Annotated in this window: 19 protein-coding genes; 14 read left to right on the top strand and 5 right to left on the bottom strand. The window is 66.9% G+C overall.

The features are described from left to right. The first annotated feature begins 15 nt into the window (after positions 1-15). Both AC3FJ6_RS21140 and AC3FJ6_RS21135 read left to right on the top strand, forming a co-directional pair. A complete protein-coding gene (locus AC3FJ6_RS21140; protein ID WP_488773593.1) occupies positions 16-1,014 on the top strand; it encodes an ABC transporter ATP-binding protein in 999 nt (332 codons plus the stop codon). Beyond that, a complete protein-coding gene (locus AC3FJ6_RS21135) occupies positions 1,011-2,075 on the top strand; it encodes an ABC transporter ATP-binding protein (RefSeq protein WP_488773592.1) in 1,065 nt (354 codons plus the stop codon). Before AC3FJ6_RS21140 ends, AC3FJ6_RS21135 begins: the two co-directional genes overlap by 4 nt. 191 nt (positions 2,076-2,266) lie before the next feature. Here the strand turns inward: AC3FJ6_RS21135 and AC3FJ6_RS21130 are convergent, their stop codons facing one another. Next, entirely contained in the window at positions 2,267-3,463 is a 1,197-nt protein-coding gene (locus AC3FJ6_RS21130; protein WP_488773591.1) for an ABC transporter substrate-binding protein, read from the bottom strand. A gap of 313 nt (positions 3,464-3,776) precedes the next feature. On the opposite strand from AC3FJ6_RS21130, the gene AC3FJ6_RS21125 reads away from it, so the two are divergent. The 4 genes from AC3FJ6_RS21125 (at position 3,777) to AC3FJ6_RS21110 (ending at position 9,619) form a co-directional block, all read left to right on the top strand. Then, positions 3,777-5,882 (top strand): molybdopterin-containing oxidoreductase family protein, encoded by a 2,106-nt coding sequence (locus AC3FJ6_RS21125; protein WP_488773590.1) that lies wholly within the window; start codon positions 3,777-3,779, stop codon positions 5,880-5,882. Further along, on the top strand, positions 5,879-7,021 hold the full coding sequence (locus AC3FJ6_RS21120; RefSeq protein WP_488773589.1) for an aminopeptidase: 1,143 nt from the start codon (positions 5,879-5,881) through the stop codon (positions 7,019-7,021). Before AC3FJ6_RS21125 ends, AC3FJ6_RS21120 begins: the two co-directional genes overlap by 4 nt. A 51-nt stretch (positions 7,022-7,072) precedes the next feature. Next, positions 7,073-7,741 (top strand): TetR/AcrR family transcriptional regulator, encoded by a 669-nt coding sequence (locus AC3FJ6_RS21115; protein ID WP_488773588.1) that lies wholly within the window; start codon positions 7,073-7,075, stop codon positions 7,739-7,741. A gap of 195 nt (positions 7,742-7,936) precedes the next feature. Further along, a complete protein-coding gene (locus AC3FJ6_RS21110; protein WP_488773587.1) occupies positions 7,937-9,619 on the top strand; it encodes a long-chain fatty acid--CoA ligase in 1,683 nt (560 codons plus the stop codon). A gap of 19 nt (positions 9,620-9,638) precedes the next feature. On the opposite strand, the gene AC3FJ6_RS21105 is transcribed toward AC3FJ6_RS21110, so the two are convergent. The 4 genes from AC3FJ6_RS21105 to AC3FJ6_RS21090 form a co-directional block, all read right to left on the bottom strand. Then, positions 9,639-10,112 carry a hypothetical protein gene (locus tag AC3FJ6_RS21105; protein ID WP_488773586.1) on the bottom strand — a complete coding sequence of 158 codons (474 nt, stop codon included), beginning with the start codon at positions 10,110-10,112 and terminating at the stop codon, positions 9,639-9,641. Next, positions 10,109-10,618: a MarR family winged helix-turn-helix transcriptional regulator gene (locus AC3FJ6_RS21100; protein WP_488773585.1), complete on the bottom strand. Its 510-nt coding sequence runs from the start codon at positions 10,616-10,618 to the stop codon at positions 10,109-10,111. Before AC3FJ6_RS21100 ends, AC3FJ6_RS21105 begins: the two co-directional genes overlap by 4 nt. 90 nt (positions 10,619-10,708) lie before the next feature. Then, positions 10,709-11,710, bottom strand: a complete 1,002-nt coding sequence (locus AC3FJ6_RS21095) for a Bug family tripartite tricarboxylate transporter substrate binding protein (protein ID WP_400391216.1) — start codon at positions 11,708-11,710, stop codon at positions 10,709-10,711. Positions 11,711-11,906: 196 nt separating this feature from the next. Beyond that, the gene (locus AC3FJ6_RS21090; RefSeq protein ID WP_488773584.1) at positions 11,907-13,091 is read right to left on the bottom strand and encodes a porin; all 1,185 of its coding nucleotides are present in this window, start codon (positions 13,089-13,091) and stop codon (positions 11,907-11,909) included. Between the two features lie 340 nt (positions 13,092-13,431). Between AC3FJ6_RS21090 and coq7 the strand changes: the two genes are divergently transcribed. From coq7 to mraY, 8 genes are all read left to right on the top strand, one after another. After that, complete coding sequence (gene coq7, locus AC3FJ6_RS21085; protein ID WP_488773583.1) at positions 13,432-14,055, top strand: 2-polyprenyl-3-methyl-6-methoxy-1,4-benzoquinone monooxygenase; 624 nt, start codon at positions 13,432-13,434, stop codon at positions 14,053-14,055. 517 nt (positions 14,056-14,572) lie between these two features. Beyond that, complete coding sequence (gene mraZ, locus AC3FJ6_RS21080) at positions 14,573-15,001, top strand: division/cell wall cluster transcriptional repressor MraZ (protein ID WP_092601225.1); 429 nt, start codon at positions 14,573-14,575, stop codon at positions 14,999-15,001. A gap of 7 nt (positions 15,002-15,008) precedes the next feature. After that, complete coding sequence (rsmH, locus tag AC3FJ6_RS21075) at positions 15,009-15,986, top strand: 16S rRNA (cytosine(1402)-N(4))-methyltransferase RsmH (RefSeq protein ID WP_488773582.1); 978 nt, start codon at positions 15,009-15,011, stop codon at positions 15,984-15,986. Continuing rightward, positions 15,983-16,300 (top strand): cell division protein FtsL, encoded by a 318-nt coding sequence (ftsL, locus tag AC3FJ6_RS21070; RefSeq protein WP_092601229.1) that lies wholly within the window; start codon positions 15,983-15,985, stop codon positions 16,298-16,300. The genes rsmH and ftsL overlap by 4 nt, the downstream gene beginning before the upstream one ends. Then, positions 16,297-18,114: a peptidoglycan D,D-transpeptidase FtsI family protein gene (locus AC3FJ6_RS21065; RefSeq protein WP_488773581.1), complete on the top strand. Its 1,818-nt coding sequence runs from the start codon at positions 16,297-16,299 to the stop codon at positions 18,112-18,114. Before ftsL ends, AC3FJ6_RS21065 begins: the two co-directional genes overlap by 4 nt. Then, on the top strand, positions 18,111-19,658 hold the full coding sequence (locus AC3FJ6_RS21060; protein ID WP_488773580.1) for a UDP-N-acetylmuramoyl-L-alanyl-D-glutamate--2,6-diaminopimelate ligase: 1,548 nt from the start codon (positions 18,111-18,113) through the stop codon (positions 19,656-19,658). The genes AC3FJ6_RS21065 and AC3FJ6_RS21060 overlap by 4 nt, the downstream gene beginning before the upstream one ends. Then, complete coding sequence (locus AC3FJ6_RS21055; RefSeq protein ID WP_488773579.1) at positions 19,655-21,055, top strand: UDP-N-acetylmuramoyl-tripeptide--D-alanyl-D-alanine ligase; 1,401 nt, start codon at positions 19,655-19,657, stop codon at positions 21,053-21,055. Before AC3FJ6_RS21060 ends, AC3FJ6_RS21055 begins: the two co-directional genes overlap by 4 nt. A 12-nt stretch (positions 21,056-21,067) precedes the next feature. Then, a complete protein-coding gene (gene mraY, locus AC3FJ6_RS21050; protein WP_066732432.1) occupies positions 21,068-22,237 on the top strand; it encodes a phospho-N-acetylmuramoyl-pentapeptide-transferase in 1,170 nt (389 codons plus the stop codon). Positions 22,238-22,259: the final 22 nt, after the last annotated feature.

Raw genomic sequence — 22,259 nt, 5'->3', positions numbered from 1 at the left:
ACCAGGAGCGCCGATATGACCCAGCCAACCCTGGTCGTAGAAAATCTAAAAACGCAGTTCTTCACCCGCGCCGGCGTGGCCAGGGCCGTGGACGATGTGTCGTTCTCGGTGGGCCGTGGCGAAATCATGGGCCTGGTCGGTGAGTCGGGCTCCGGCAAGTCGATGACCGGCTATTCGATCATGGGCTTGATCGATCCGCCCGGCCGGGTCGTGGACGGCCGCATCGCCCTGACCAGCCGCGACGGCGTGACGCGCGACCTGCGCGCGCTCACCCCGGCCCAGCAGCGCGACGTGCGCGGCAACCGCATCGCCATGATCTTCCAGGACCCGATGATGACGCTGAACCCGGTCCTGCGCATCGACACGCAGATGATCGAGGCCGTGCGCGCGCACGACGACGTCAGCAAGGCCGCCGCCCGCGAGCGCGCCCGCAATGCGCTGGCGCGCGTGGGCATCCCGTCGCCGGACGAACGCCTGCAGGCCTATCCGCACCAGTTCTCGGGCGGGATGCGCCAGCGCGTGGCCATTGCCATCGCGCTGCTGAACAAGCCCGACCTGATCATCGCCGACGAGCCGACCACGGCGCTGGACGTGACCATCCAGGGCCAGATCCTCTATGAAATGCAGACGCTGTGCCGCGAATCGGGCACGGCGCTGATCTGGATTACCCATGACCTGTCGGTGGTGGCCGGCCTGGCCGACAAGGTCTGCGTGATGTACGCGGGCAAGATCGTCGAATCGGGCGATGTGCGTCAGGTGCTGGAGCAGCCCCATCATCCCTATACGCACGGACTGATCAGCTCGGCGCCGTCGCGCAATCCGCGCGGTGCGCCGCTGCGGCAGATCCCTGGCATGACGCCGTCGCTGCTGAACCTGCCGGGCGGCTGCTCGTTCCGCAACCGCTGCCCGTACGCCACCGACGTGTGCAAGAGTGATCCGCCGCTGGCCGTTTCGCCAGATGGCCGGCAGTTGCGCTGCTTCCACCCGGTGCATGCCCAGCAGGAGGCCGCATGAGTACGCCCGTGATCGAAACCCCGAAGGCCGCCGCCGTGGACGCGTCGCCCGACGCCGCCACGCCGCCGGCGCCGCTGCTGGAACTGCGCGGGGTGTCCAAGCGATTCGTCAAGTCGCTGGACGTTGCCGCCCGGGTCGCCAATGTGTTTGGCGCAAAGCAGAAGATGGAAGTGGTGCATGCCGTTGACAGGGTGGACCTGGCCATCCGCACCGGCGAGGTCGTGGGGCTGGTCGGCGAGTCGGGCTGCGGCAAGTCCACGCTGGGCCGCATGGCCGTGGGCCTGCATTCGCTGACCGAAGGCGAGCGGCTCTGGCGCGGCACCGACCTGGACCGCCTGCCGCCCGACAAGCGGCGCGAGAAGCAGCTGGCCATCCAGATGATCTTCCAGGACCCGTACGCGTCGCTGAACCCGCGCCTGCGCGTGCTCGACATCGTCGGCGAGGCGCCGGTCGTGCATGGCATGGTCGAGAAGGGCGCGCAGAAGGCTTATGTGGAAGACATGCTCGTGCGCGTGGGCATGGACCCCACGGTGCTGCGCCGTTTTCCGCACCAGTTCTCGGGGGGCCAGCGGGCACGTATCGGCATTGCCCGGGCCCTGGCCGTGAAGCCGGAATTCCTGGTCTGCGATGAGTCCGTGGCGGCGCTGGACGTGTCGATCCAGGCCCAGGTGCTGAACCTGTTCATCCGCCTGCGCGAAGACCTGAACCTGACCTACCTGTTCATCAGCCACGACCTGGGGGTGGTCAAGCACATCAGCGACCGCGTGGTGATCATGTACCTGGGGCGTGTGGTGGAATCGGCGCCGACCGAGGAAGTGTTCGCGTCGCCGAACCATCCGTACACCCAGGCACTGCTGGCCGAGGCGCCGAAGCTGGAGGTGGGCAAGAAGACGTATGTGGCGATCCGGGGCGAAATCCCGTCGCCGCTCAATCCGCCGATGGGCTGTCACTTCCACCCGCGCTGCCCGCACGCGATGCCGCGCTGCAAGGCGGAACAGCCCGCGCTCAAGGAGATCGCGCCGCTACGGTGGTCGGCATGTCACCTGAATGACATGGGATGAGTGAGGGGGGTAGTTTTCCAATCGAAACCCTTGACCGGAGCTCGCTCCCCTCTCCCATGCAATGGGAGAGGGGTTGGGGGAGAGGGCATGGCGGTCAATTTGCCGCTATCGCATCTTGAGCGGCGCGGCCCTCTCCCCCAACCCCTCTCCCGCAGCGCGGGAGAGGGGAGAAAACCGCCGCACCACACCCCTCAGCGAATCACCACCCCCCGCGAATTGATGATCGTCATTTCGACGAATTTCGAGCCCACGTGGTTGTCCGGGCCGAACTGGACGATGAATCCGCCCAGGTCCACGTTGCGCATGCTCTCCAGCGCCATCACGAAGCGTTCGCGCGTCAGGTCCTTGCCGGCGCGGCGCAGCCCTTCCACGAATGCCTTGGCGGCGATGAAGCCTTCGATACTGGCGTAGTCGAAGTCGTTTTGCTTGCCGGCCGCCTGCAGCAGGCGCAGGTATTCGCGCACCACCGGCAGCGTGGCATTGCCCGGATGCGGCATCACCTGCGAGATGATCACGCCGCTGCCCTGCGGGCCCACTTCCCTGGCCAGCGCCTGGGTGCCCACGAACGACACGTTATAGAACTGTCCGCTGTAGCTGCGGCGCAGGGCCTCCTTCACGAAGGCGCCGGCCGTGCGATAGGCGCTGATCAGCACCACGGCATCGGGCTTGGCCTTCATGGCCTCCTGCATCGCATCGCCGATTTCCACCGTGTTGCGGACCACGCTGGACTGCGCCACCAGCTTCACGCCGCTGTCGGCCGGCAGCGCCTTGATGGCGTGCTCGATGCCCGCCAGGCCGGCCTTGCCGTAGCCGTCGTCGTTGTAGACCACGGCAATGCGCTTCAGGCCGGTGGTGCGGATCTGGCGCACGATGGCGGCGGTTTCTTCCTCGTAGCCCGCGCGCACGTGGAAGACGTAGCGGTTGGACCCGTCGCGCAGCGTCTGTGCGCCGCTGAACGGGGCGAAGAACGGAATGCGCGCCTGGCTGACCAGCGGCAGCGCGGCCTGGCTGGTGGGCGTGCCCACATAGCCGAACAGCGCAAAGACGCGGTCTTCCTCGATCAGCTTCTTCGTGTTCTTGACGGCCTCGTCGGGCTCGTAGGCATCGTCCAGCGCCTTGAGTTCGATCTTGCGGCCGAACACGCCGCCATGGCTGTTGATGTAGTCGAAGTAAAGGCGCGCGCCGGCGTTCATCTGCTTGCCCAGCACGGCCGTGGGGCCGGTCAGCGCGGCCGATTGTCCCAGCAGGATCGTATCGGCGGACACGCCAGCCTCGGCGGGCGCGGTGTTGGCGGCAAACGCGGCGCCTGGTACGCCGCTGGCCGCGAGCGCGGCCGCCATCATCAGGCCGGCGAACTGCCGGCGCTTGACCCCAGAAGTGAAACCCATGTGAATCCCCGTCAAAAATCCGTAAAACGTTCTTCGTTGCGTCTTTGCTGCTTTCGGACCCCGCGGATGCCGTCCGGATCTTGTGCCGGTACGGCTCCCGGCCCTGCTGGGCCGGACAGTTGCCGGCCTTGGCCGGACTGCGCCGGCACATCATAATCGAATACAATCGGAGCCAAACAATTTCTCCCGGTCAGCAATGTTTGGCCGACGCCACTGCGCCACAGTCACGCCGTTGACAAACGCCACGCCGTCGGCCCGCCGAATGCCCGGACCGGGCGCCCCCACCCGCCGTATCTGCCTGCCCGAGCCCACCATGGCCACCCGCATCGTCCGCGCCGCCTGCCCCCATGATTGTCCCGACACCTGTGCGCTGCTCGTCACCGTCGAGGACGGCCGCGCCACCAAGGTGGCCGGCGATCCAGACCATCCCACCACGGGCGGGGTGCTCTGCACCAAGGTGTCGCGCTACACCGAACGCACGTACCACGCCGACCGCCTGCTGACGCCGCTGCGCCGGGTGGGCAGGAAGGGCGAGGGCAAGTTCGAGCCGATCTCCTGGGAAACCGCGCTCGACGAGATCGCCACGCGGCTGGGCGCCATCGCCGCACGCAACCCCGAGGCCATCGTCCCGTACAGCTACGCGGGCACGATGGGCCTGGTGCAGGGCGAAAGCATGGCCGCGCGGTTCTTTCACAAGCTTGGGGCGTCGCTGCTGGATCGCACGATCTGTGCCAGTGCCGGCGCCACGGCGCTGCGCTACACCTATGGCGCCAGCGTCGGCATGGACATGGAGCACGTGGTCGATGCGAAGCTGGTGATCATCTGGGGCGGCAACCCGATTGCGTCGAACCTGCATTTCTGGACCCGCGCGCAGGAAGCCAAGCGCCGCGGCGCCACGCTGGTGGCGATCGACCCGTACCGATCGCTGACGGCCGAGAAGTGCCATCGCCATATCGCGCCGATGCCGGGCACCGACGGCGCACTGGCGCTGGCGATGATCCACATCCTGATCCGGGACGGCCTGCTGGACCACGACTACATCGCGCAGCACACGGTCGGTTTCGACGCGCTGCGGGAGCGGGCGATGGACTATCCGCCGGCCCGGGCAGCCGACATCTGCGGCGTGCCCGTGGAGGATATCGAATGGCTGGCCGGCCTGTACGGCCAGCTGGCGGTCAAGGAACGCCAGCCCGTGGCCATCCGCCTCAACTACGGCATGCAGCGCGTGCGCGGCGGCGGCCAGGCGGTACGCGCCGTGGCCTGCCTGCCGTCGCTGGTAGGCGCCTGGCGCCAGCCGGCGGGCGGCCTGCAGCTGTCCACGTCGGGTTTCTTCCCGGTCGATACGGCGTCGCTGCAGCGCCCCGACCTGCTGCCCAAGTGGCCCGAACTGCCGCGCACCGTGAACATGAGCACGATCGGCGATGCGCTGCTGGACGACGGCACGCGCGGCAACGGCCCGAAGATCGAAGCGGTGGTCGTCTACAACAGCAATCCGGTGGCGGTGGCGCCCGAGTCGGCCAAGGTGGCGCAGGGGTTTGCGCGCGAGGACCTGTTCACGGTGGTGCTGGAACACTTCCGCACCGATACGGCCGACTATGCCGATATCGTGCTGCCGGCCACCACGCAGCTGGAACACGTGGACGTCCACAAGACCTACGGCCACGTCTACTTCATGGCCAACAACCAGGCCGTGGCCCCGCTGGGCCAGGCGCTGCCGAACACCGAGATCTTCCGTCGGCTGGCCGCGCGCATGGGGTTTGCCGAGCCGTGCTTTGCCGATACCGACGAGGAAATCGCCAGCCAGGCCATCCTGCGCGACGACAAGCGCGCCGAGGGCATCAGTTGGGACACGCTGAAGGCGCGCGGCTGGCAGCGGCTCAATATCGACGCGGCGCCGTTCGCCAACGGCGGCTTCCCGACGGCTTCGGGAAAGTGCGAGTTCTATTCGGCAGCCATGGCGCGCGACGGGCTCGACCCGCTGCCGGCCCATGTGGCGCCGTACGAGACGCCGTCGTCGGCGCCGGAACTGGCGGCACGGTATCCGCTGTCGATGATCTCCCCGCCGGCGCGCAATTTCCTGAACAGCACGTTCGTCAATGTGGACAGCCTGCGCAGCACCGAAGGCGAGCCCCATCTGGACATCCATCCGGTGGACGCCGCCGCGCGCAACATCGCCCACGGCGATATGGTGCGCGTCTACAACGACCGCGGCAGCATGCAGGCGCGTGCCCGCGTGACCGATCGCGCCAGGCAGGGGCTGGTGGTGGGCCTGTCGATCTGGTGGAAGAAGCTGGCCCCCGATGGCAAGAACGCCAACGAACTGACCAGCCAGCAGCTGACCGACCTGGGCCGCGCGCCGGTGTTCTATGACTGCCTCGTGGAAGTGGAGGCGGTGCGGACCGAGGCCCTGGCATCATGAAACGGTGGCCGGCCCGCCGGCGCCTGGCGGGTATCCTCGCGATACTCGCTGGTGCGACGCTGGCGGCCGGCTGCGATACGGTCGGCTATTACTATCAGTCGATCGGTGGACACCTGGGCGTGATGGCTTCGGCGCAGTCGCTGGACGACGCCATCGCCACGGCCAACGGCGCCAACGACCGGAAGCTGGCGCAGCGGCTGGAACTGGCGCGCCGCATCCGCGACTACGCATCGCGCGAACTGAAACTTCCCGACAACGGCAGTTATCGCCGTTACGCCAATTTGCACCGGCCCTATGTGGTGTGGAGCGTGTTCGCCACGCCCGAACTGTCGCTGGACCTGCGCAAGTGGTGCTTCCCGATCGTCGGCTGCATTACCTATCGCGGCTACTACAGCCAGGACGATGCCGATCACTATGCCAAGGGGCTGCGCCGCGACGGCTTCGAAACGTACGTGGCGGGCATCCCGGCCTATTCCACGCTCGGTTATTTCGACGATCCGCTACTCAATACCTTCGTCTACCAGCCCGAGGGGGAACTGGCCCGGCTGATCTTCCACGAACTGGCGCACCAGGTGGTGTACGTGCGCAACGACACCGCGTTCAACGAGTCGTTTGCCACCGCCGTGGAAGTGGCCGGCGTGGAGCACTGGCTGGCGCAGGAGGGTTCGGCCGACGCGCGCGCCAGCTACAAGATCTATGACGGCCGGCGCCGCCAGTTCCGGGCGATGCTGCTCGGCACGCGCGACAAGCTGGTGGCGCTGTACAAGTCACCGCTGACCGACGAAGCCAAGCGCCAAGGCAAGGCGCGCATCTTCGACGAACTGCGACAGGAGTACGCCGCGCTGAAGGTCGAATGGGCCGGCTATACCGGCTACGACCGCTGGTTCGACCAGCCGCTGACCAACGCCCACCTGGCCGCCGTGGCCACGTACCAGCAATGGGTGCCGGCCTTCACGGCGCTGCTGGCGCAGTGCGGCGGCGACTGGGAACGCTTCTATGCCGCCGCGCGCAAGATCGGCGATCTGCCGCCGGCCGAACGCGACGCGGCGTTGCGCAGGCTGGCGCCGCCGGCCACCGAGGTCACGCCGCTGACGGCCCGTGGCACCACGGGGGCCGTGGCCGATACGCCAAAACCCTGACGCGGGAGTTTCCCGATGGTGACGCACGCCCCGCATGCGAAAATGGCGGCCATGTCTCATGCCCCCAAGAAACCCGGCAATCTGCCGCGCGCCACCGCCGCCGCCACACTGAGCGACGACGGCCCCGCCCGCTCGCACGTGGCCGAGCGCCAGGAAATGCGCCGCCGTCAGATTCTGGATACGGCCGCGCAGCTTTTCTACACGAAAGGCTATCCGGGCATGACGATGAACGACCTGTGCCGGGCCCTGGGCGTGACCAAGCCGGCGGTCTACTACTATTTCGCCGACAAGTACGAAATCTTCGACATCCTGTGCCGCGAATCGGCGCAGACCTGCCTGCCGGTGATTCGGGAAACGGCCAACCCGGCGCTGCCTGTGCGCGAACGCCTGCATGCCTGCCTGCTGGAAATGGCGCGCCGCTGCGTCAGGTGCCATGTGGCGGCGGCGCTGAGTTTCCGGGACAACCAGTACCTGAAGAGCGATACGGTCGCGTGGCTCAACAGCATGGCGCGCGAGTTCTACCGCGACCTGTACGTGCTGCTGGAGGAAGGGCGCGCCGCAGGCGTGTTCGCATTCGGCGATGCGCGGGTGACGGCCCATTCCATGGGGGGGGTGATCGGCTTCATGTACACCTGGCATGAACCGGGACGCATGGACCCCGAGGCGCTGGCGCATGAGCTGGCGCAGAACATGATGAAGCTGGTGCTGCCGCCGGCTTGATCGGCGGCAGGGATTGCGGCTTTCTCCGCCGTTTTCATCAGGGTATTCCCTCGATCTCACCGATGGGTGGCGGATAATTCACCATTTCGACGGTCCAATTCGTGGAGGACTTCGTCTAACGGGTTGTCTTCACATGGGGCACGCGTTTAGCATTCCCCAAAAATCGAACGACCATTCAGAAATTCAGGAGACGGTATGGAAAAGCTGTGGCTGAAACACTATCCGGCAGGCGTACCGGCAGAGATCGACGCCAGCCAGTTCCGTTCGCTGGCCCAGTTGCTCGAGCATTCGTTCCGTACCTACGCCGACCGCCGCGCGTTCATCTGCATGGACCGCGCCATCACCTATGGCGAACTGGACCAGTTGTCGCGCCAGTTCGCGGCCTGGCTGCAGTCGCGCGGCCTGCGCCCGGGCGCCCGCGTGGCCATCATGATGCCGAACGTGCTGCAGTATCCGGTGGTGCTGGCCGCCGTGCTGCGTGCCGGCTACGTGGTGGTCAACGTGAATCCGCTGTACACGCCGCGCGAACTGGAGCACCAGCTCAAGGACAGCGGCGCAGAAGCGATCGTGATCCTTGAGAATTTCGCCGCCACGCTGCAGGCCGTGCTGCCGGCCACGCCGGTCAAGCACGTGGTGGTGGCCAGCATGGGCGACATGCTGGGCGGCCTGAAGGGCACCATCGTCAATTTCGTGGTGCGCAACGTCAAGAAGATGGTGCCGGCCTGGGAACTGCCCCACTGCGTGCGCTTCAACGACGTGCTGGCCGAAGGGCGCAAGATGGAACTGAAGCCCGTCAGCACGGGCCCGGACGACATCGCGTTCCTGCAGTACACGGGCGGCACCACGGGGGTGTCGAAGGGCGCCACGCTGCTGCACCGGAATATCGTGGCCAACGTGCTGCAGTCCGAGGCGTGGATGCAGCCGGCGCTGGCCAAGGGTGCCCATATCGACCAGGTGGTGACGATCACCGCGCTGCCGCTGTACCACATCTTCGCGCTGACGGTCTGCTGCCTGCTGGGCATGCGCAGCGGCGGCCTGAGCATCCTGATTCCGAATCCGCGCGACATCCCGGGCTTTATCAAGGAACTGCAGAAGTACAAGTTCCATATGTTCCCGGCCGTGAACACGCTGTACAACGCGCTGCTGAACCATCCCGACTTTGCCAAGGTCGACTGCTCGGGCCTGCGCGTGGCCAACGGCGGCGGCATGGCCGTGCAGGAAGCGGTGGCCAAGAACTGGCTGGCCAAGACGGGCTGCCCGATCATCGAGGGCTACGGTCTGTCGGAAACCTCGCCGTCGGCCACCTGCAATCCGACCGATTCCGACGCGTTCTCGGGCACCATCGGCCTGCCGCTGCCTTCCACGGAAGTGTCGATCCGCGACGACGACGGCAACGAACTGCCGCTGGGCCAGCCGGGCGAAATCTGCCTGCGCGGCCCGCAGGTGATGGCCGGCTACTGGAACCGCCCCGACGAGACCGCCAAGGTCATGACCCCGGATGGCTTCTTCAAGACCGGCGACATCGGCGTGATGGACGAGCGCGGCTACACGAAGATCGTCGATCGCAAGAAGGACATGATCCTGGTGTCGGGCTTCAACGTGTATCCGAACGAGGTGGAAGGCGTGGTTGCCGAATGCCCGGGCGTGCTCGAAGTGGCGGCGGTTGGCGTGCCCGACCAGCACTCGGGCGAGGTGGTGAAGCTGTTCGTGGTCAAGAAGGACCCGGCGCTGTCGGAAGCCGACGTGATCGCTTTCTGCAAGGACCGCCTGACCGGCTACAAGCGGCCGAAGTACGTCGAATTCCGCACGGAGCTGCCGAAGACCAACGTCGGCAAGATCCTGCGGCGCGAACTGCGCGACAGCCGCAAGGCCGCCTGAACGGGCAGGGCGGCCGTCGTCAGCATTCGTTCGACGGCGCCATCTGGGGCTGGGTCGATCCATCGGGATAGATCAACCGCACGCATGTGCCGGGTTCAAGCCCCGGCGCGGCCGGCCCGTTCACCTGGGCCACCATGCCATCGGTGGTCCGGACCTTGTACTGGTACAGATCCATCTGCATGGGCGGCGGCGGCGGATTCAGCAGCCGCGTCAGGTCGACCGAGAAACCCACCCCCACACCACCGCCTCCGCCTCCGCCACCAGCGGCCACACCGCCAACCCCCATCCCGTAGCCGCCGTAGCCGCCGCCTTGCGGCACCTCCACGCGCGACAGGAAGGTCTTTTCGGTCACACGGCCGAGCTTGATCGTGGCATTGACCGGCGTGACCTGCGGGCCGGACGGTGCGCTGCTGCAGCCCGCGGCCAGCGCGGCCAGCGCGGCCGCGCACAGCGTGGGCATCCATCGAAATACGAAAATGGCGGTTCGGGTCATGGCGTGCTCGTCAGGCTGGACTTGAGGCGGCCCAGCAGTCGGAAGAGGGCGCGCCGATCGGTTTCGGCAAGGCCCGAGAACAATTGTTCCACCCAGGTCTCGTGCGCGCGTGCCATGCGCGAGAACGCCTCGCGCCCGGCCGGCGTCAAGCGGATCAGATAGGCCCGGCGGTCCGTGGGCAGCGCCTCGCGTGTGACCAGGCCTTCCTGCTGCAGTTGGTCGGTGATGCCCGTGACATTGCCGCCAGTCACCATCATGCGGCGCGATAGCTCGCCCATCTTGAGCCCTTCGGGATGGCGGTCGAGTTGCGACATCAGGTCGAAGCGCGGCAGCGTGACCGCAAAGTCCTGGCGCAGGCGCGAGCGGATGTCGCCCTCGATCAGCGTGGTACAGGTCAGCAGGCGCAGCCAGAGCCGCAGCGCCTCGTGGTCCGATTCGCCGGCGCTGGTTTCCAGATCGACCGGGGTGTCATCGGCGGCGCTGCTGGCCACGGAAGGATTAGGCATCGGGATTCGGGCAGCATGAACATTTGATGCCTCAAGTATATGCGCTGCCCGGCGTTCCCCGTATCGCCGCCATGCCGGTGGCTGGAGACGTCAATCCACCTTGGCGCCCGAATCCTTGACGACCTTGGCCCACTTGGTGGTCTCGGAGCGGATCAGCGCGGCGAACTGCTCGGGCGTGTTGCCCACCGGATCGGCGCCCTGGGCCATCAGCCGTTCACGCACGGCCGGCGTGTTCAGACTCCTGGCCACTTCCTGCTGGATGCGATGGATGATCTCCGGCGGCGTCCCGGCCGGCGCCAGCAGGCCAAACCACGAGCTGGCCTCGAAGCCCGGCAGGTTGGCCGCCTGCGCCACGGTGGGCACGCCGGGCAGCGCCGGCGACGGCTTGGCGCTGGTCACGGCCAGCGCCTTGAGCTTGCCCGACTTGATCAGCTGCATCGACGACGGCAGGTTGTCGAACATCACCTGCATGGTGCCGCCGGACAGGTCGGTCAGGGCCGGGCCGCTGCCGCGGTACGGAAAATGGACCATGAAGGTCTTGGTCTGCGTCTTGAACAGCTCGCCGGCCAGGTGGATCGACGTGCCATTGCCGCTCGACGCCATGTTGAGCTTGCCCGGATTGGCGCGCGCGTAGGCGATCAGGTCGTTGACGCTTTGGATCTTGTTCTGCTGGGCGAAGGCGGGATTGACCACCAGCACGTTGGGCACCGCGGCCACCAGCGTGATCGGCGCGAAGTCCTTGATCGGGTCGAACGGCAGCTTGCCGTAGAGCGACTGATTGATGCCGTGCGTGCCGACCGTACCCATCAGCAGCGTGTAGCCGTCGGGGGCCGACTTGGCCACGATGTCCGAGCCGATATTGCCGCCCGCGCCGGGTTTGTTGTCGACCACCACGTTCCAGCCCGGCAGCTTCGACAGCTCTGCCGACACCGCGCGCGCCATGATGTCCGTGGTGCCGCCGGCCGGGAAGGGCACGACCAGCCGGATCGGCCGGGTCGGGTAGGCGTCGTTGGCGAGCGCCGGGGCCGCGGCCAGCGGGCCCAGGGCAACCGACAGGAGCAGGGCGAGGGTGCGCCGGCGAGGTGGATGCATGGCAATGTCTCCAGGTGAGGCGGCCGGGTGTTCCGGTCTGCAGGCCATTCTAGTCGGGTCCGCGCCACTTCGCGGATGAGGTGAAACCCGTTGAGACATTTGTGCCGGGGGAAGGGAAAAGGCGTCCGCCAGACGCAAAAAAGGCGCCCGAAGGCGCCTTGAAGAAAGGAACAATGCCGAACCGCCGTGAAGCGGATCAGAACTTGTGGCGGATACCCAGGGCCACGCCAACCTGGCTGGTCTTGCCCTGCTGCAGCGGGTAGCCGTTGGCAAAGCTGACGGCCGAGGTGTCGAAGTTCAGGCCCGAGTTCTTCACGTAGCCGGCCGTCAGGTAGACGTCGGTGCGCTTCGAGAAGTTGTAGTCGGCCACGAAGCTGATCTGCCACGGGTTCTTCGGGTTGTCCGCCACGAACGCCGACGATGCGCGCATCGTCTTCACGTCGTCGTAGAAATACGCCAGCGTCAGGCCCAGCGGGGCCGATACCTGGTAGTTCACACCGAACCAGTAGTAATTGTCGCGCAGCAGTTCGGCGCCCGTGTTGTCGGTCGTGCGGCCGTAGCGGTAGCCCGCCATCAGCTTGGCCGGTCCGACCGTGTAGCTGCCGGCGGCACCCACCTTGCGCGAACGGCCCGGCTGGCCGATCGTGATCGTCGGACGCCATTCGTCGTACGCCAGCGTCAGGCCCAGCGGGCCGCTCATGTACAGCACGCCGGCGCCGCCGCCCGCGTTGTTGTTGAAGTTGCCCGGGGTTTCGCCCGCGCCCGCGGCGGCCAGCGGTACCGGACCGATCGCGGCCACGCCCGTGCCAAAGCTCCAGTGCGCCTCGGCGGTGACCGGGCCGAACACGGCCGTGTACTTGACGGTGTTGTCCGAACGGAAGTTGGTGCCCAGCTGGGCCACCACCGGTTCGTAAATCGTCGCGTAGCCGGTCGGCGAGAAGTTCGCGAACATGTCGAACATGGTCGTGTACTGACGACCCATGGTCAGACGGCCGTAGCTGTCGCTCTGCAGACCCAGGAATGCCTGACGACCGAACAGGCGGCCGCCTTGCTGCGACCTGCCGTCGTCGAGGCCGAAGCCGCTTTCCAGCACGAACAGTGCCTTCAGGCCGCCGCCCAGGTCTTCAGTGCCACGCAGACCCCAGCGCGAGCCGGACAGGCCGCCGCCGGTCTGCAGGCCGACACGGCTGCCGCCACCGGGCAGCGAAGGCGGGCGGCCATTCGGCCCCCACGTTGCGGGATTGGTGTTGAAGCCGGGTGCCAGGTTGTTGTTGTATTCGATAGGCAGGTCGACAACGCCGTACAGGGTCACGCTGGTTTGCGCATTTGCAGCCGTGGCAAAAGCGCTCATCGCGGCAAGCGCGAGTAGCGATTTTTTCATGCTGGGTGATCTCCACTTAAGAATTATTAGTTGAAGCTATGCGGAAGGACCTCCTGTCAGCCCTCTTCATCCTTCCGTGCTTGACTTCCATGGAAGCTGCCGATCACTCTAGCAAAATCACTATTTTTTTGACCCTGTGGTAAACGTCTTGTCTGGTTTTCACAACTCAGGGTTATCCGGGACCCAGGCTTAGCGAAACCGCGCGGGGACATGTCGATGCGCAAACCTGCACAAAATCCCGCGGGTACAATGCGGGAAATCCCGGTGCGCCATCGAGGAAAAGCTCTACCCATCAGTGGGGCACGCGCGTATGGCGGCCGCAGACCTTCCATTGACACCCATGGACACGTTGATCCACGAATTCGATGTCGCGCTGCGCGCGATTGCCGGTGCGACCCGCGCGGGCCGCGACAATCCCGCAGACCGCCTGACGCCCGATACGGAACAGATGAGTGCAGAGGAGCGCCGCCACGTGGCCGGGCTCATGCGCATCAACCATGTGGGCGAAGTCTGTGCGCAGGCCCTGTACCAGGCGCAGAAGCTCACGGCCCGCAGCGCGCCGGTGCGCGCGCAGATGGATGCCGCCGCGCGCGAAGAGGAAGATCACCTGGCATGGTGCGCCGAGCGTCTGCGCGAACTCGGTTCGCGGCCGAGCCTGCTCAATCCGCTCTGGTATGCCGGCGCGTTTGCCATCGGCGTCGTCGCGGGCCGGGCGGGCGACCGCGTCAGCCTGGGCTTCGTGGCCGAGACCGAACGCCAGGTCGAGCATCACCTGACCGGGCATCTGGACCGCCTGCCGGCCGCTGACGGCCGCTCGCGAGCCATCCTGGAACAGATGCGCGACGACGAGATCCGCCATGGCGATGCCGCCCGCGACGCCGGCGGCGTGCCGCTGCCCGGCCCGGTGCGTGCCCTGATGCGCGCGGCCTCGAAGATCATGACCACCACGGCCTATCGCATCTAGCCGCGACAACCGGGGCGTATGGCAAATGGCGACGGGCGTGTACGCATCGTTGCCATTTTCATTTTCAGCCGGCATCTGAACGCTGCCTCGCACGGCTGTGGAAAACTGCCGTGAGCCCTTGGTCGGGCGGGGCTGGCGGCAAAACGTTGTATCCTTCCCGACGGCGCGCAACCGGATGCGATTCTCGCCGTCAGCAGTCCTCCCTCAGATAGTTCTCAGGTGGTTTCTCTGCTTTCTTCCCCAAGTGCTTCATTTCATTAAGGATTCACTGTTGCGGTGCGTGAAGTTGGCGCGCTAAGTCTTTGTTCTAATTAAAAAAACCCTGTTTTTTGCCCCATAGCGAGCCTTGACCGGCCAAAACGCTTCCTCTAAAGTGGGAAATAGTGTGAGGAAGTGTATTTTTGTGTGAAATACCGCCTTGTCTCTGCGATGATTCGCATCGGACCGGGCGGTTGCGGACAAGGACGAATCGACCTGCCAAAGGCTGAAATAGCCGGCGGTTACCGGGGGAAAGAGCTTGTTTCAGGGAGCATCGGCGCTGTCGCTCGATGCCAAGGGCCGGATGTCCATTCCGGCCAGGCACCGCGAGGCGCTGCAAACGCAGGCCGAGGGCCGGGTGACGCTGACCAAGCACCCGGATGGCTGCCTGCTGCTCTTTCCCAGGCCCGAGTGGGAGGTTTTCCGCGGCCGCATCGCGGCGCTGCCCATGGATGCCCACTGGTGGAAGCGGATCTTCCTTGGTAACGCCGCCGACGTGGAAATGGACGGCGCGGGCCGCGTGCTGATTGCACCGGAACTGCGCACTGCCGCCATGCTCGACAAGGAAGTGATGCTGCTCGGCATGGGCAGCCATTTCGAAGTCTGGGATGCCGCCACCTACGCCGCCAAGGAACAGGCGGCGATGGCGCAAGGCATGCCGGACGCATTGAAGAATTTCTCTTTCTGAAGAGGTCATGACCCCTACCGAAACGCCGGGGACCACCGCCCTGCGCCATCGCACCGTGTTGCTGGACGAGGCCGTCGACGCGCTCGTCTGGCGGCCCGACGGCGCCTACGTGGACGGCACCTTCGGAAGAGGCGGTCACAGCCGTGCCGTGCTGGCGCGGCTGGGGCCGGCCGGCAGCCTCGTCGCATTCGACAAGGATCCGGCAGCAATCGCAGAAGCGGGCACCATCGAGGATGCCCGCTTCTCCATTGAGCACGCGAGCTTTGCGGAGATGGGCGACCGGCTGGCCGGGCGCCCGCCCGTGGCTGGCGTGCTGCTCGACCTGGGCATCAGCTCGCCCCAGATCGACGAGGCGGCGAGGGGATTTTCCTTTCGTTTCGAGGGCCCGCTGGACATGCGCATGGACACCACGCGCGGCGTCACTGCAGCCGAATGGCTTGCACAGGCGGACGAGCAGGACATTGCCAGGGTGATACGAGACTATGGGGAAGAACGGTTTGCTGTACAGATTGCAAAGGCGATTGTTGCTCGCCGGAGCGAACCCGGCGATGGCGGACCTGTCGCCACTACTTCAGAGCTTGCCGCGCTCGTGGCGAAAACCGTCAAGACACGCGAGAAGGGTCAGGACCCTGCGACCCGCACCTTTCAAGCTCTACGGATTCACGTCAATCAAGAGCTTGCGGACCTCGAAAGAGGCCTGAAGGCTGCGTACGAGCTGCTGCAGGTCGGAGGCCGCCTCGTGGTGATCAGCTTTCACTCGCTCGAGGACCGCATCGTCAAGCGGTTCATGCAGGCGCACGCCCATCCGGACCGCGACGCGGACCCGGCACTGCGCCGCGCGCCGCTGCGTGCCGCGGACCTGCCCCAGCCGACCATGAAGCTGCTGGGCCGCTTCAAGCCCGGCGCCCAGGAAGTGGCCGATAACCCGCGCGCGCGCTCGGCCGTGATGCGCGTGGCCGAAAAGCTCGGAGGCCAGCCGGCATGAACCGCCTGACCTTCTTCCTGCTTGCCGCGCTGATGCTGTGCGCGCTGTCGCTGGTGAGCGCCCAGCACCAGGCCCGCACGCTGTTCGTGGCGCTGGAGCGCGCGCAGACCGAGGAAAAGCAGCTCGACATCGACTGGTCGCGCCTGCAGTACCAGCAGAGTTCGCTCAGCAAGAGCGCGCGCATTGCCGATTCGGCACGTGCGCAGTTGAAGATGGCGCCGGCCATGGCCGGCCGTACCCAATACCTGCAGGGCGTGGTGCTGCCTGACACCCCGCCCGATGCCCAGCAACCCGCCGGGGGACCCGCCAAATGAGCCTGGCCCGCCCGAGCCTGAACCGCGCCCGCGCCGGCAACAAGCCGCGTGGCGAGGCCGCGCGCCCGCGCACCGGCCAGTTCTCGGCCAGTCCGGTGCTGGGCCTGCGCCTGCCGATGTGGCGCTCGAAGTTCGTGGTGTTCCTGATGTTCGCCGCGTTCGTGGCACTGGCCGCGCGGGCGATGTGGATCCAGGGCCCTGGCAACCAGTTCTACGAGATGGAGGGCAAGAAGCGTTTCCAGCGCACGCTGGAACTGCCCGCCACGCGCGGCAAGATCCTGGACCGCAACGGCCTGGTGCTGGCCACCAGCCTGCCGGTCAAGGCGATCTGGGCCGTGCCCGAAGACGTGCCCGATCTCGATCCCCAGCGCATGCGCCAGCTGGCCAGGCTGCTGGACATGTCCGAGAAGGACCTGCGCGCCAAGTTCAATGAAGACAAGAGCTTTGTCTACCTGAAGCGCCAGGTGCTGCCCGACGCCGCCGACAAGATCGCGGCGCTCAAGATCGAAGGCGTGCACCAGACCCGCGAGTACAAGCGTTTCTACCCGGAAGGCGAGGCGATGGCGCACATCGTCGGCTTTACCAACGTCGAGGACAAGGGCCAGGAAGGCGTGGAACTGGCGCGCGAAAGCGTGCTGGCCGGCAGCCCCGGTGCGCGCCAGGTGATCAAGGACCGCCTGGGCCGCGTGGTGGAAGACGTCGGCATCCTGAAGACGCCGCGCGACGGCCAGGACATGCAGTTGTCGATCGACGCCAAGATCCAGTACCTGGCCTACAACGAGGTCAAGGCCGTGGTGGAGCGCAACAAGGCCAAGGCCGCCAGCGCCGTGGTGCTGGACGCCCAGACCGGCGAGGTGCTGGCGCTGGCCAACTGGCCCACCTACAACCCGAACGACCGCAGCCGCCTGTCGGGCGAACAGCTGCGCAACCGCGTGCTGACCGACACCTTCGAGCCCGGCTCGATGATGAAGCCGATCACCATCGGCCTGGCGCTGCAGCTGGGTCGCGTGACGCCGGCCACGACGGTGGTCACCACCGGCAAGTTCAACTTCGAAGGCGCCACGATCTCGGATACCCACAACTACGGCACGCTCACGGTGGGCGGCGTGATCCAGAAGTCGAGCAACATCGGCACGACCAAGATCGCGATGATGATGAAGCCGCAGGAGATGTGGGACATGTTCACCAGCGTGGGCCTGGGCCAGGCGCCGAAGATCGGCTTCCCGGGCGCGGTGGCTGGCCGCGTGCGGCCCTGGAAGAGCTGGCGCCCGATCGAGCAGGCCACCATGTCCTACGGCTACGGCCTGTCGGTGTCGCTGTTCCAGGTGGCGCATGCCTATACGATCTTCGCCCACGACGGCGAGCTGATTCCGGTGTCGATGTTCAAGACCAACGGCCCGGTCAGCGGCGAACGCATCCTGACGCCCCAGATCGCGCGTGAAGTGCGCGGCATGCTGGAAACCGTGACCGCTCCGGGCGGCACCGCACCGGAGGCCCAGGTGATGGGCTACCGCGTGGGCGGCAAGACCGGTACCGCATACAAGCACGTTGGCCGTGGCTATGACCGCAGCAAGTACCGCGCGTCGTTCATCGGCCTGGCGCCGATGTCGAACCCGCGCGTGATCGTGGCGGTCAGCGTCGACGAGCCGACCGCCGGCAGCCACTACGGCGGTGCCGTGGCGGGCCCGGTCTTCTCGGCCATCACCGGCGGCGCGCTGCGCTCGCTGAACGTCCAGCCCGATTCGCCGATCCGCCAGCTGATGGTCACCGACAAGGTCCAGGAAAGCGAACCACCGTGGAGCGCCACGCCATGACGGCCAAGCCGCTCCTCCCGCTCGAGGTGTCCACTCAGGCCAGCAACACGCTGGCCTGGCTGCATTCGCACGCGCCGGCCGGTGCCCGGCTGACCGGCGACACGCGCCGCCTGCAGCCGGGCGACGTGTTCTTTGCCTACGTGCTGGGTAACGAACGCCTGGCGACCGACGGCCGTCCGCATATCGACAAGGCCATCGCCGCGGGCGCCTCGGCCGTGATCTACGAGGCCGACGGCTTCGACTGGCCGCACGGCGACGCCGTGCCGCACCTGGCCGTGTCGCAGCTGCACTGGCTGGCCGGCCCGATCGCGGCCGGCTGGTACGGCATCGGCGCCCGCAACCTGGCCGTGACCGGCATCACGGGGACCAACGGCAAGACATCGTGCGCGCAGTGGCTGGCGCGCCTGCTGCAGGGCACCGGCACGCCGTGCGCGACGATCGGCACGCTGGGCACAGGCTTCCCCGATGCACTGCGCATCACCGGTTTCACCACGCCCGATGCCGTGCAGCTGCAGGCCAGCCTGGCCGAGCTGAACGATGCGGGCGCGCGCGCCATCGCCATGGAAGTGTCGTCGCACGGCCTGGAGCAGGGCCGCGTGGCTGGCACCGGGTTTGGCGTGGCGGTGCTGACCAACCTGACGCAGGATCACCTCGACTACCACGGCACGATGGCCGAGTACGAGGCCGCCAAGGCGCTGCTGTTCCAGTGGGATGGCCTGCGCGCGGCCGTGATCAATCGCGACGACGCCATGGGCGGCCGCCTGCTGGCCGGCAATGCCGCCGCCGTCAGCGCGCCGCAGGTGATCGAATATGGCATCGACGGCAAGGCCGGTGCCTCGGCGGCACGCGGCCAATGGCTGCGCGCCACCGATGTGCGCGCCACGGCCTCGGGCACGGCGTTCCATGTCGATGGCAGCTTCGGCAGCGCCGACGTGACCACGCCGATGATCGGCGCCTTCAACGTCAGCAATCTGCTGGCGGTGCTGGGTGCCGCGCTGGCGCAGGGCGTGGCCTGGGATGCCGCGATTGCCGCCCTTCGCCAGCTGACGCCGGTCGATGGCCGCATGGAACTGTTCGGCGGCCATGAGGCGCCGCTGGCCGTGGTGGACTACGCCCACACGCCCGACGCGCTGGTGCAGACGCTGACCGCGCTGCGCCCGGTGGCCGACGCCCGCCAGGGCCGGCTCTGGTGCGTATTCGGCTGCGGCGGCGACCGCGACGCCACCAAGCGCCCGCTGATGGGCGGCGTGGCCGAACGCCTGGCCGACGACGTGGTGCTGACCAGCGACAACCCGCGCAGCGAAGATCCGCTCGATATCCTCGAACAGATCGCCGACGGCATGCAGGACCGCAGCCGCGCACGGCTGATCGAAGACCGCGCCGCGGCCATTCTTTACGCAATCAAGCACGCCGCCCCGGCCGATGTGGTGCTCGTGGCCGGCAAGGGCCATGAAGCCACGCAGGAGATCCAGGGCCGCAAGCGGCCGTTCTCGGACCGCGAACATGTGCGCCTGACCCTGGGCACGCGGGGGGTGTCGGCATGAACGGACACCAGATGACGAATTTGCAGCAAGCCGCCGGCTGGATGGCCGGCGCGCGTATTTCCGGCGATGCCACCCGCACGTTTTCGCGCGTGCACACCGACAGCCGTACCGTACAGCCGGGCGATCTGTTCGTGGCGCTCAAGGGCGACCGCTTCGACGCCCATGACTTCCTGGCCGATGTGGTGGCGCGCGGCGCCGCCGCCGTGCTGGTGAGCCGCGACATCGACCTCGACGTGCCGGCGCTGATCGTGCCGGACACGCGCATCGGCCTGGGCGAACTCGGTGCCGGCTGGCGCGGCCAGTTCACGCCGCCGACGGTGGCCGTCACCGGCAGCAACGGCAAGACCACGGTCAAGGAAATGATCGCGGCGATCTTTGCCGCGGCCGTGGGCGAGGACGACCGGCTGGCCACGGGCGGCAACCTGAACAACGATATCGGCCTGCCGCTGACGGTGCTGCGCCTGCGCGCGCACCACAAGCTGGCGGTGCTGGAACTGGGCATGAACCATCCGGGCGAGACGGTCTACCTGGCCGCCATCGCCCAGCCGACCGTGGCCGTGATCACCAACGCGCAGCGCGAGCACCAGGAATTCATGGTCAGCGTGGAAGCGGTGGCCCACGAGCACGCCAGCGCCATCGCCGCGCTGCCGGCCGATGGCGTGGCGGTGTTTCCGGTGGATGCCGAAAGCGGCGGCGCGCATGCCGCGATCTGGCGCCAGGCGGCGGGCGCCCGCCGCGTGCTGGCGTTCGGCACCGACGCTTCGGCCGATGTGCGCGCGACCGTGAAGCTGGACGACGGCGCGCAGGTGCTGCACGTGACGGCGCCAAACCAGAGCTTCGATCTGCGGCTGCAGCTGCTGGGCGCGCATAACGTGCGCAACGCGCTGGCCGCCACGGCATGCGCGCTGGCGGCCGGGGTGGCGGTGGATGCGATCCAGCGCGGCATCGCGGGCTTCTCGGCCGTAAAGGGCCGCCTGCAGGTCAAGCACACGCCGGCCGGCACGGTGGTCATCGACGATACCTACAACGCGAATCCCGATTCCGTGCGCGCCGCCATCGACGTGCTGGCCGGGTTTGCCGCCCCGCGCGTGCTGGTGCTGGGCGACATGGGCGAAGTCGGCGACCAGGGCCCGGCGTTCCATGCCGAGATTGGCGCCTACGCACGGGACCGCGGCATCGAGACGCTGTGGGCGCTGGGCGATCTGGCCACGCATGCCGTGCAGGCATACGGCCCGGGCGCGCGCCATTTTGCCCATGCGGAAGCCCTGGCGCAGGCGCTGAAGGAAGACAAGGAGGGCGTGGTGGCTGGTGCAGCCGCCGTGCTCGTGAAGGGATCGCGCTTCATGCGCATGGAACGGATGGTCGATGCGCTGGTCGCATCCCCTTCCGCTCACTAAGAAAGACGAACGATGTTATTGGCACTGGCCCAGTGGCTGCAAAACGATTACAGCTTCCTGCGGGTCGTTAACTACCTGACCTTCCGCGCGGTGATGGCCAACCTCACCGCGCTGGTGATCGGCCTCGGTTTCGGGCCGTGGGTCATCCGTCGCCTGACCGAACTGAAGATCGGCCAGGCCGTGCGTACCATCGGCCCGCAGACGCACCTGGTCAAGTCCGGCACGCCCACCATGGGCGGCGTGCTGGTGCTGATCTCGATCTGCGTGTCGACGCTGCTCTGGTGCGACTGGGGCAACCGCTTCATCTGGGTGGTGCTGCTGGTGACGCTGGGCTACGGCGCCGTGGGCTGGGTCGACGACTACCGCAAGGTGGTGTATCGCGACCCGCGCGGCATGTCGAGCCGCGAGAAGTTCTTCTGGCAGACGCTGATTGGCCTGGTGGCTGCCGTGTACCTGGCGTTCTCGGTGACCGAGGCCAGCAACGTGCGGGTCTGGAGCCTGTTCCTGAGCTGGATCGAAGGCGGCATGTTCGCCGATGTGCCGTACAAGACGAACCTGATCGTCCCGTTCTTCAAGGAAATCAGCTACCCGCTAGGCGTGACCGGCTTCATCGTGCTGACGTACCTGGTGATCGTCGGCTCCAGCAACGCGGTGAACCTGACCGACGGGCTGGACGGCCTGGTGATCATGCCCGTGGTGCTGGTCGGCGGCGGCCTGGGCGTGTTCGCCTACGTGATGGGCAACGCGGTCTACAGCAAGTACCTGCTGTTCCCGCATATCCCGGGCGCCGGCGAACTGCTCATCTTCTGCTCGGCGATGGCCGGCGCGGGCCTGGCCTTCCTCTGGTTCAACGCGCACCCGGCGCGGGTGTTCATGGGCGATGTCGGCGCGCTGGCGCTGGGCGGCGCGCTGGGCACCATCGCCGTGATCGTGCGCCAGGAAATCGTGCTGTTCGTGATGGGCGGCATCTTCGTGGTGGAAACGCTGTCGGTGATGCTGCAGGTCACGTGGTTCAAGTTCACGAAGAAACGCTATGGCGAAGGCCGGCGCCTGTTCCGCATGGCGCCGCTGCACCACCACTTCGAACTGAGTGGCTGGAAGGAAACACAGGTCACCGTGCGGTTCTGGATCATCACGATGCTGCTGGTGCTGATTGGCCTGTCGACGCTGAAGCTGCGCTGAGCGTTCCCGAAAACTGAAGCTC

The organism is Cupriavidus sp. 94F1 (assembly GCF_057798875.1).
Note: the sequence above shows the minus strand (reverse complement) of the source record. Positions and strands in the feature narration are given on the sequence as shown.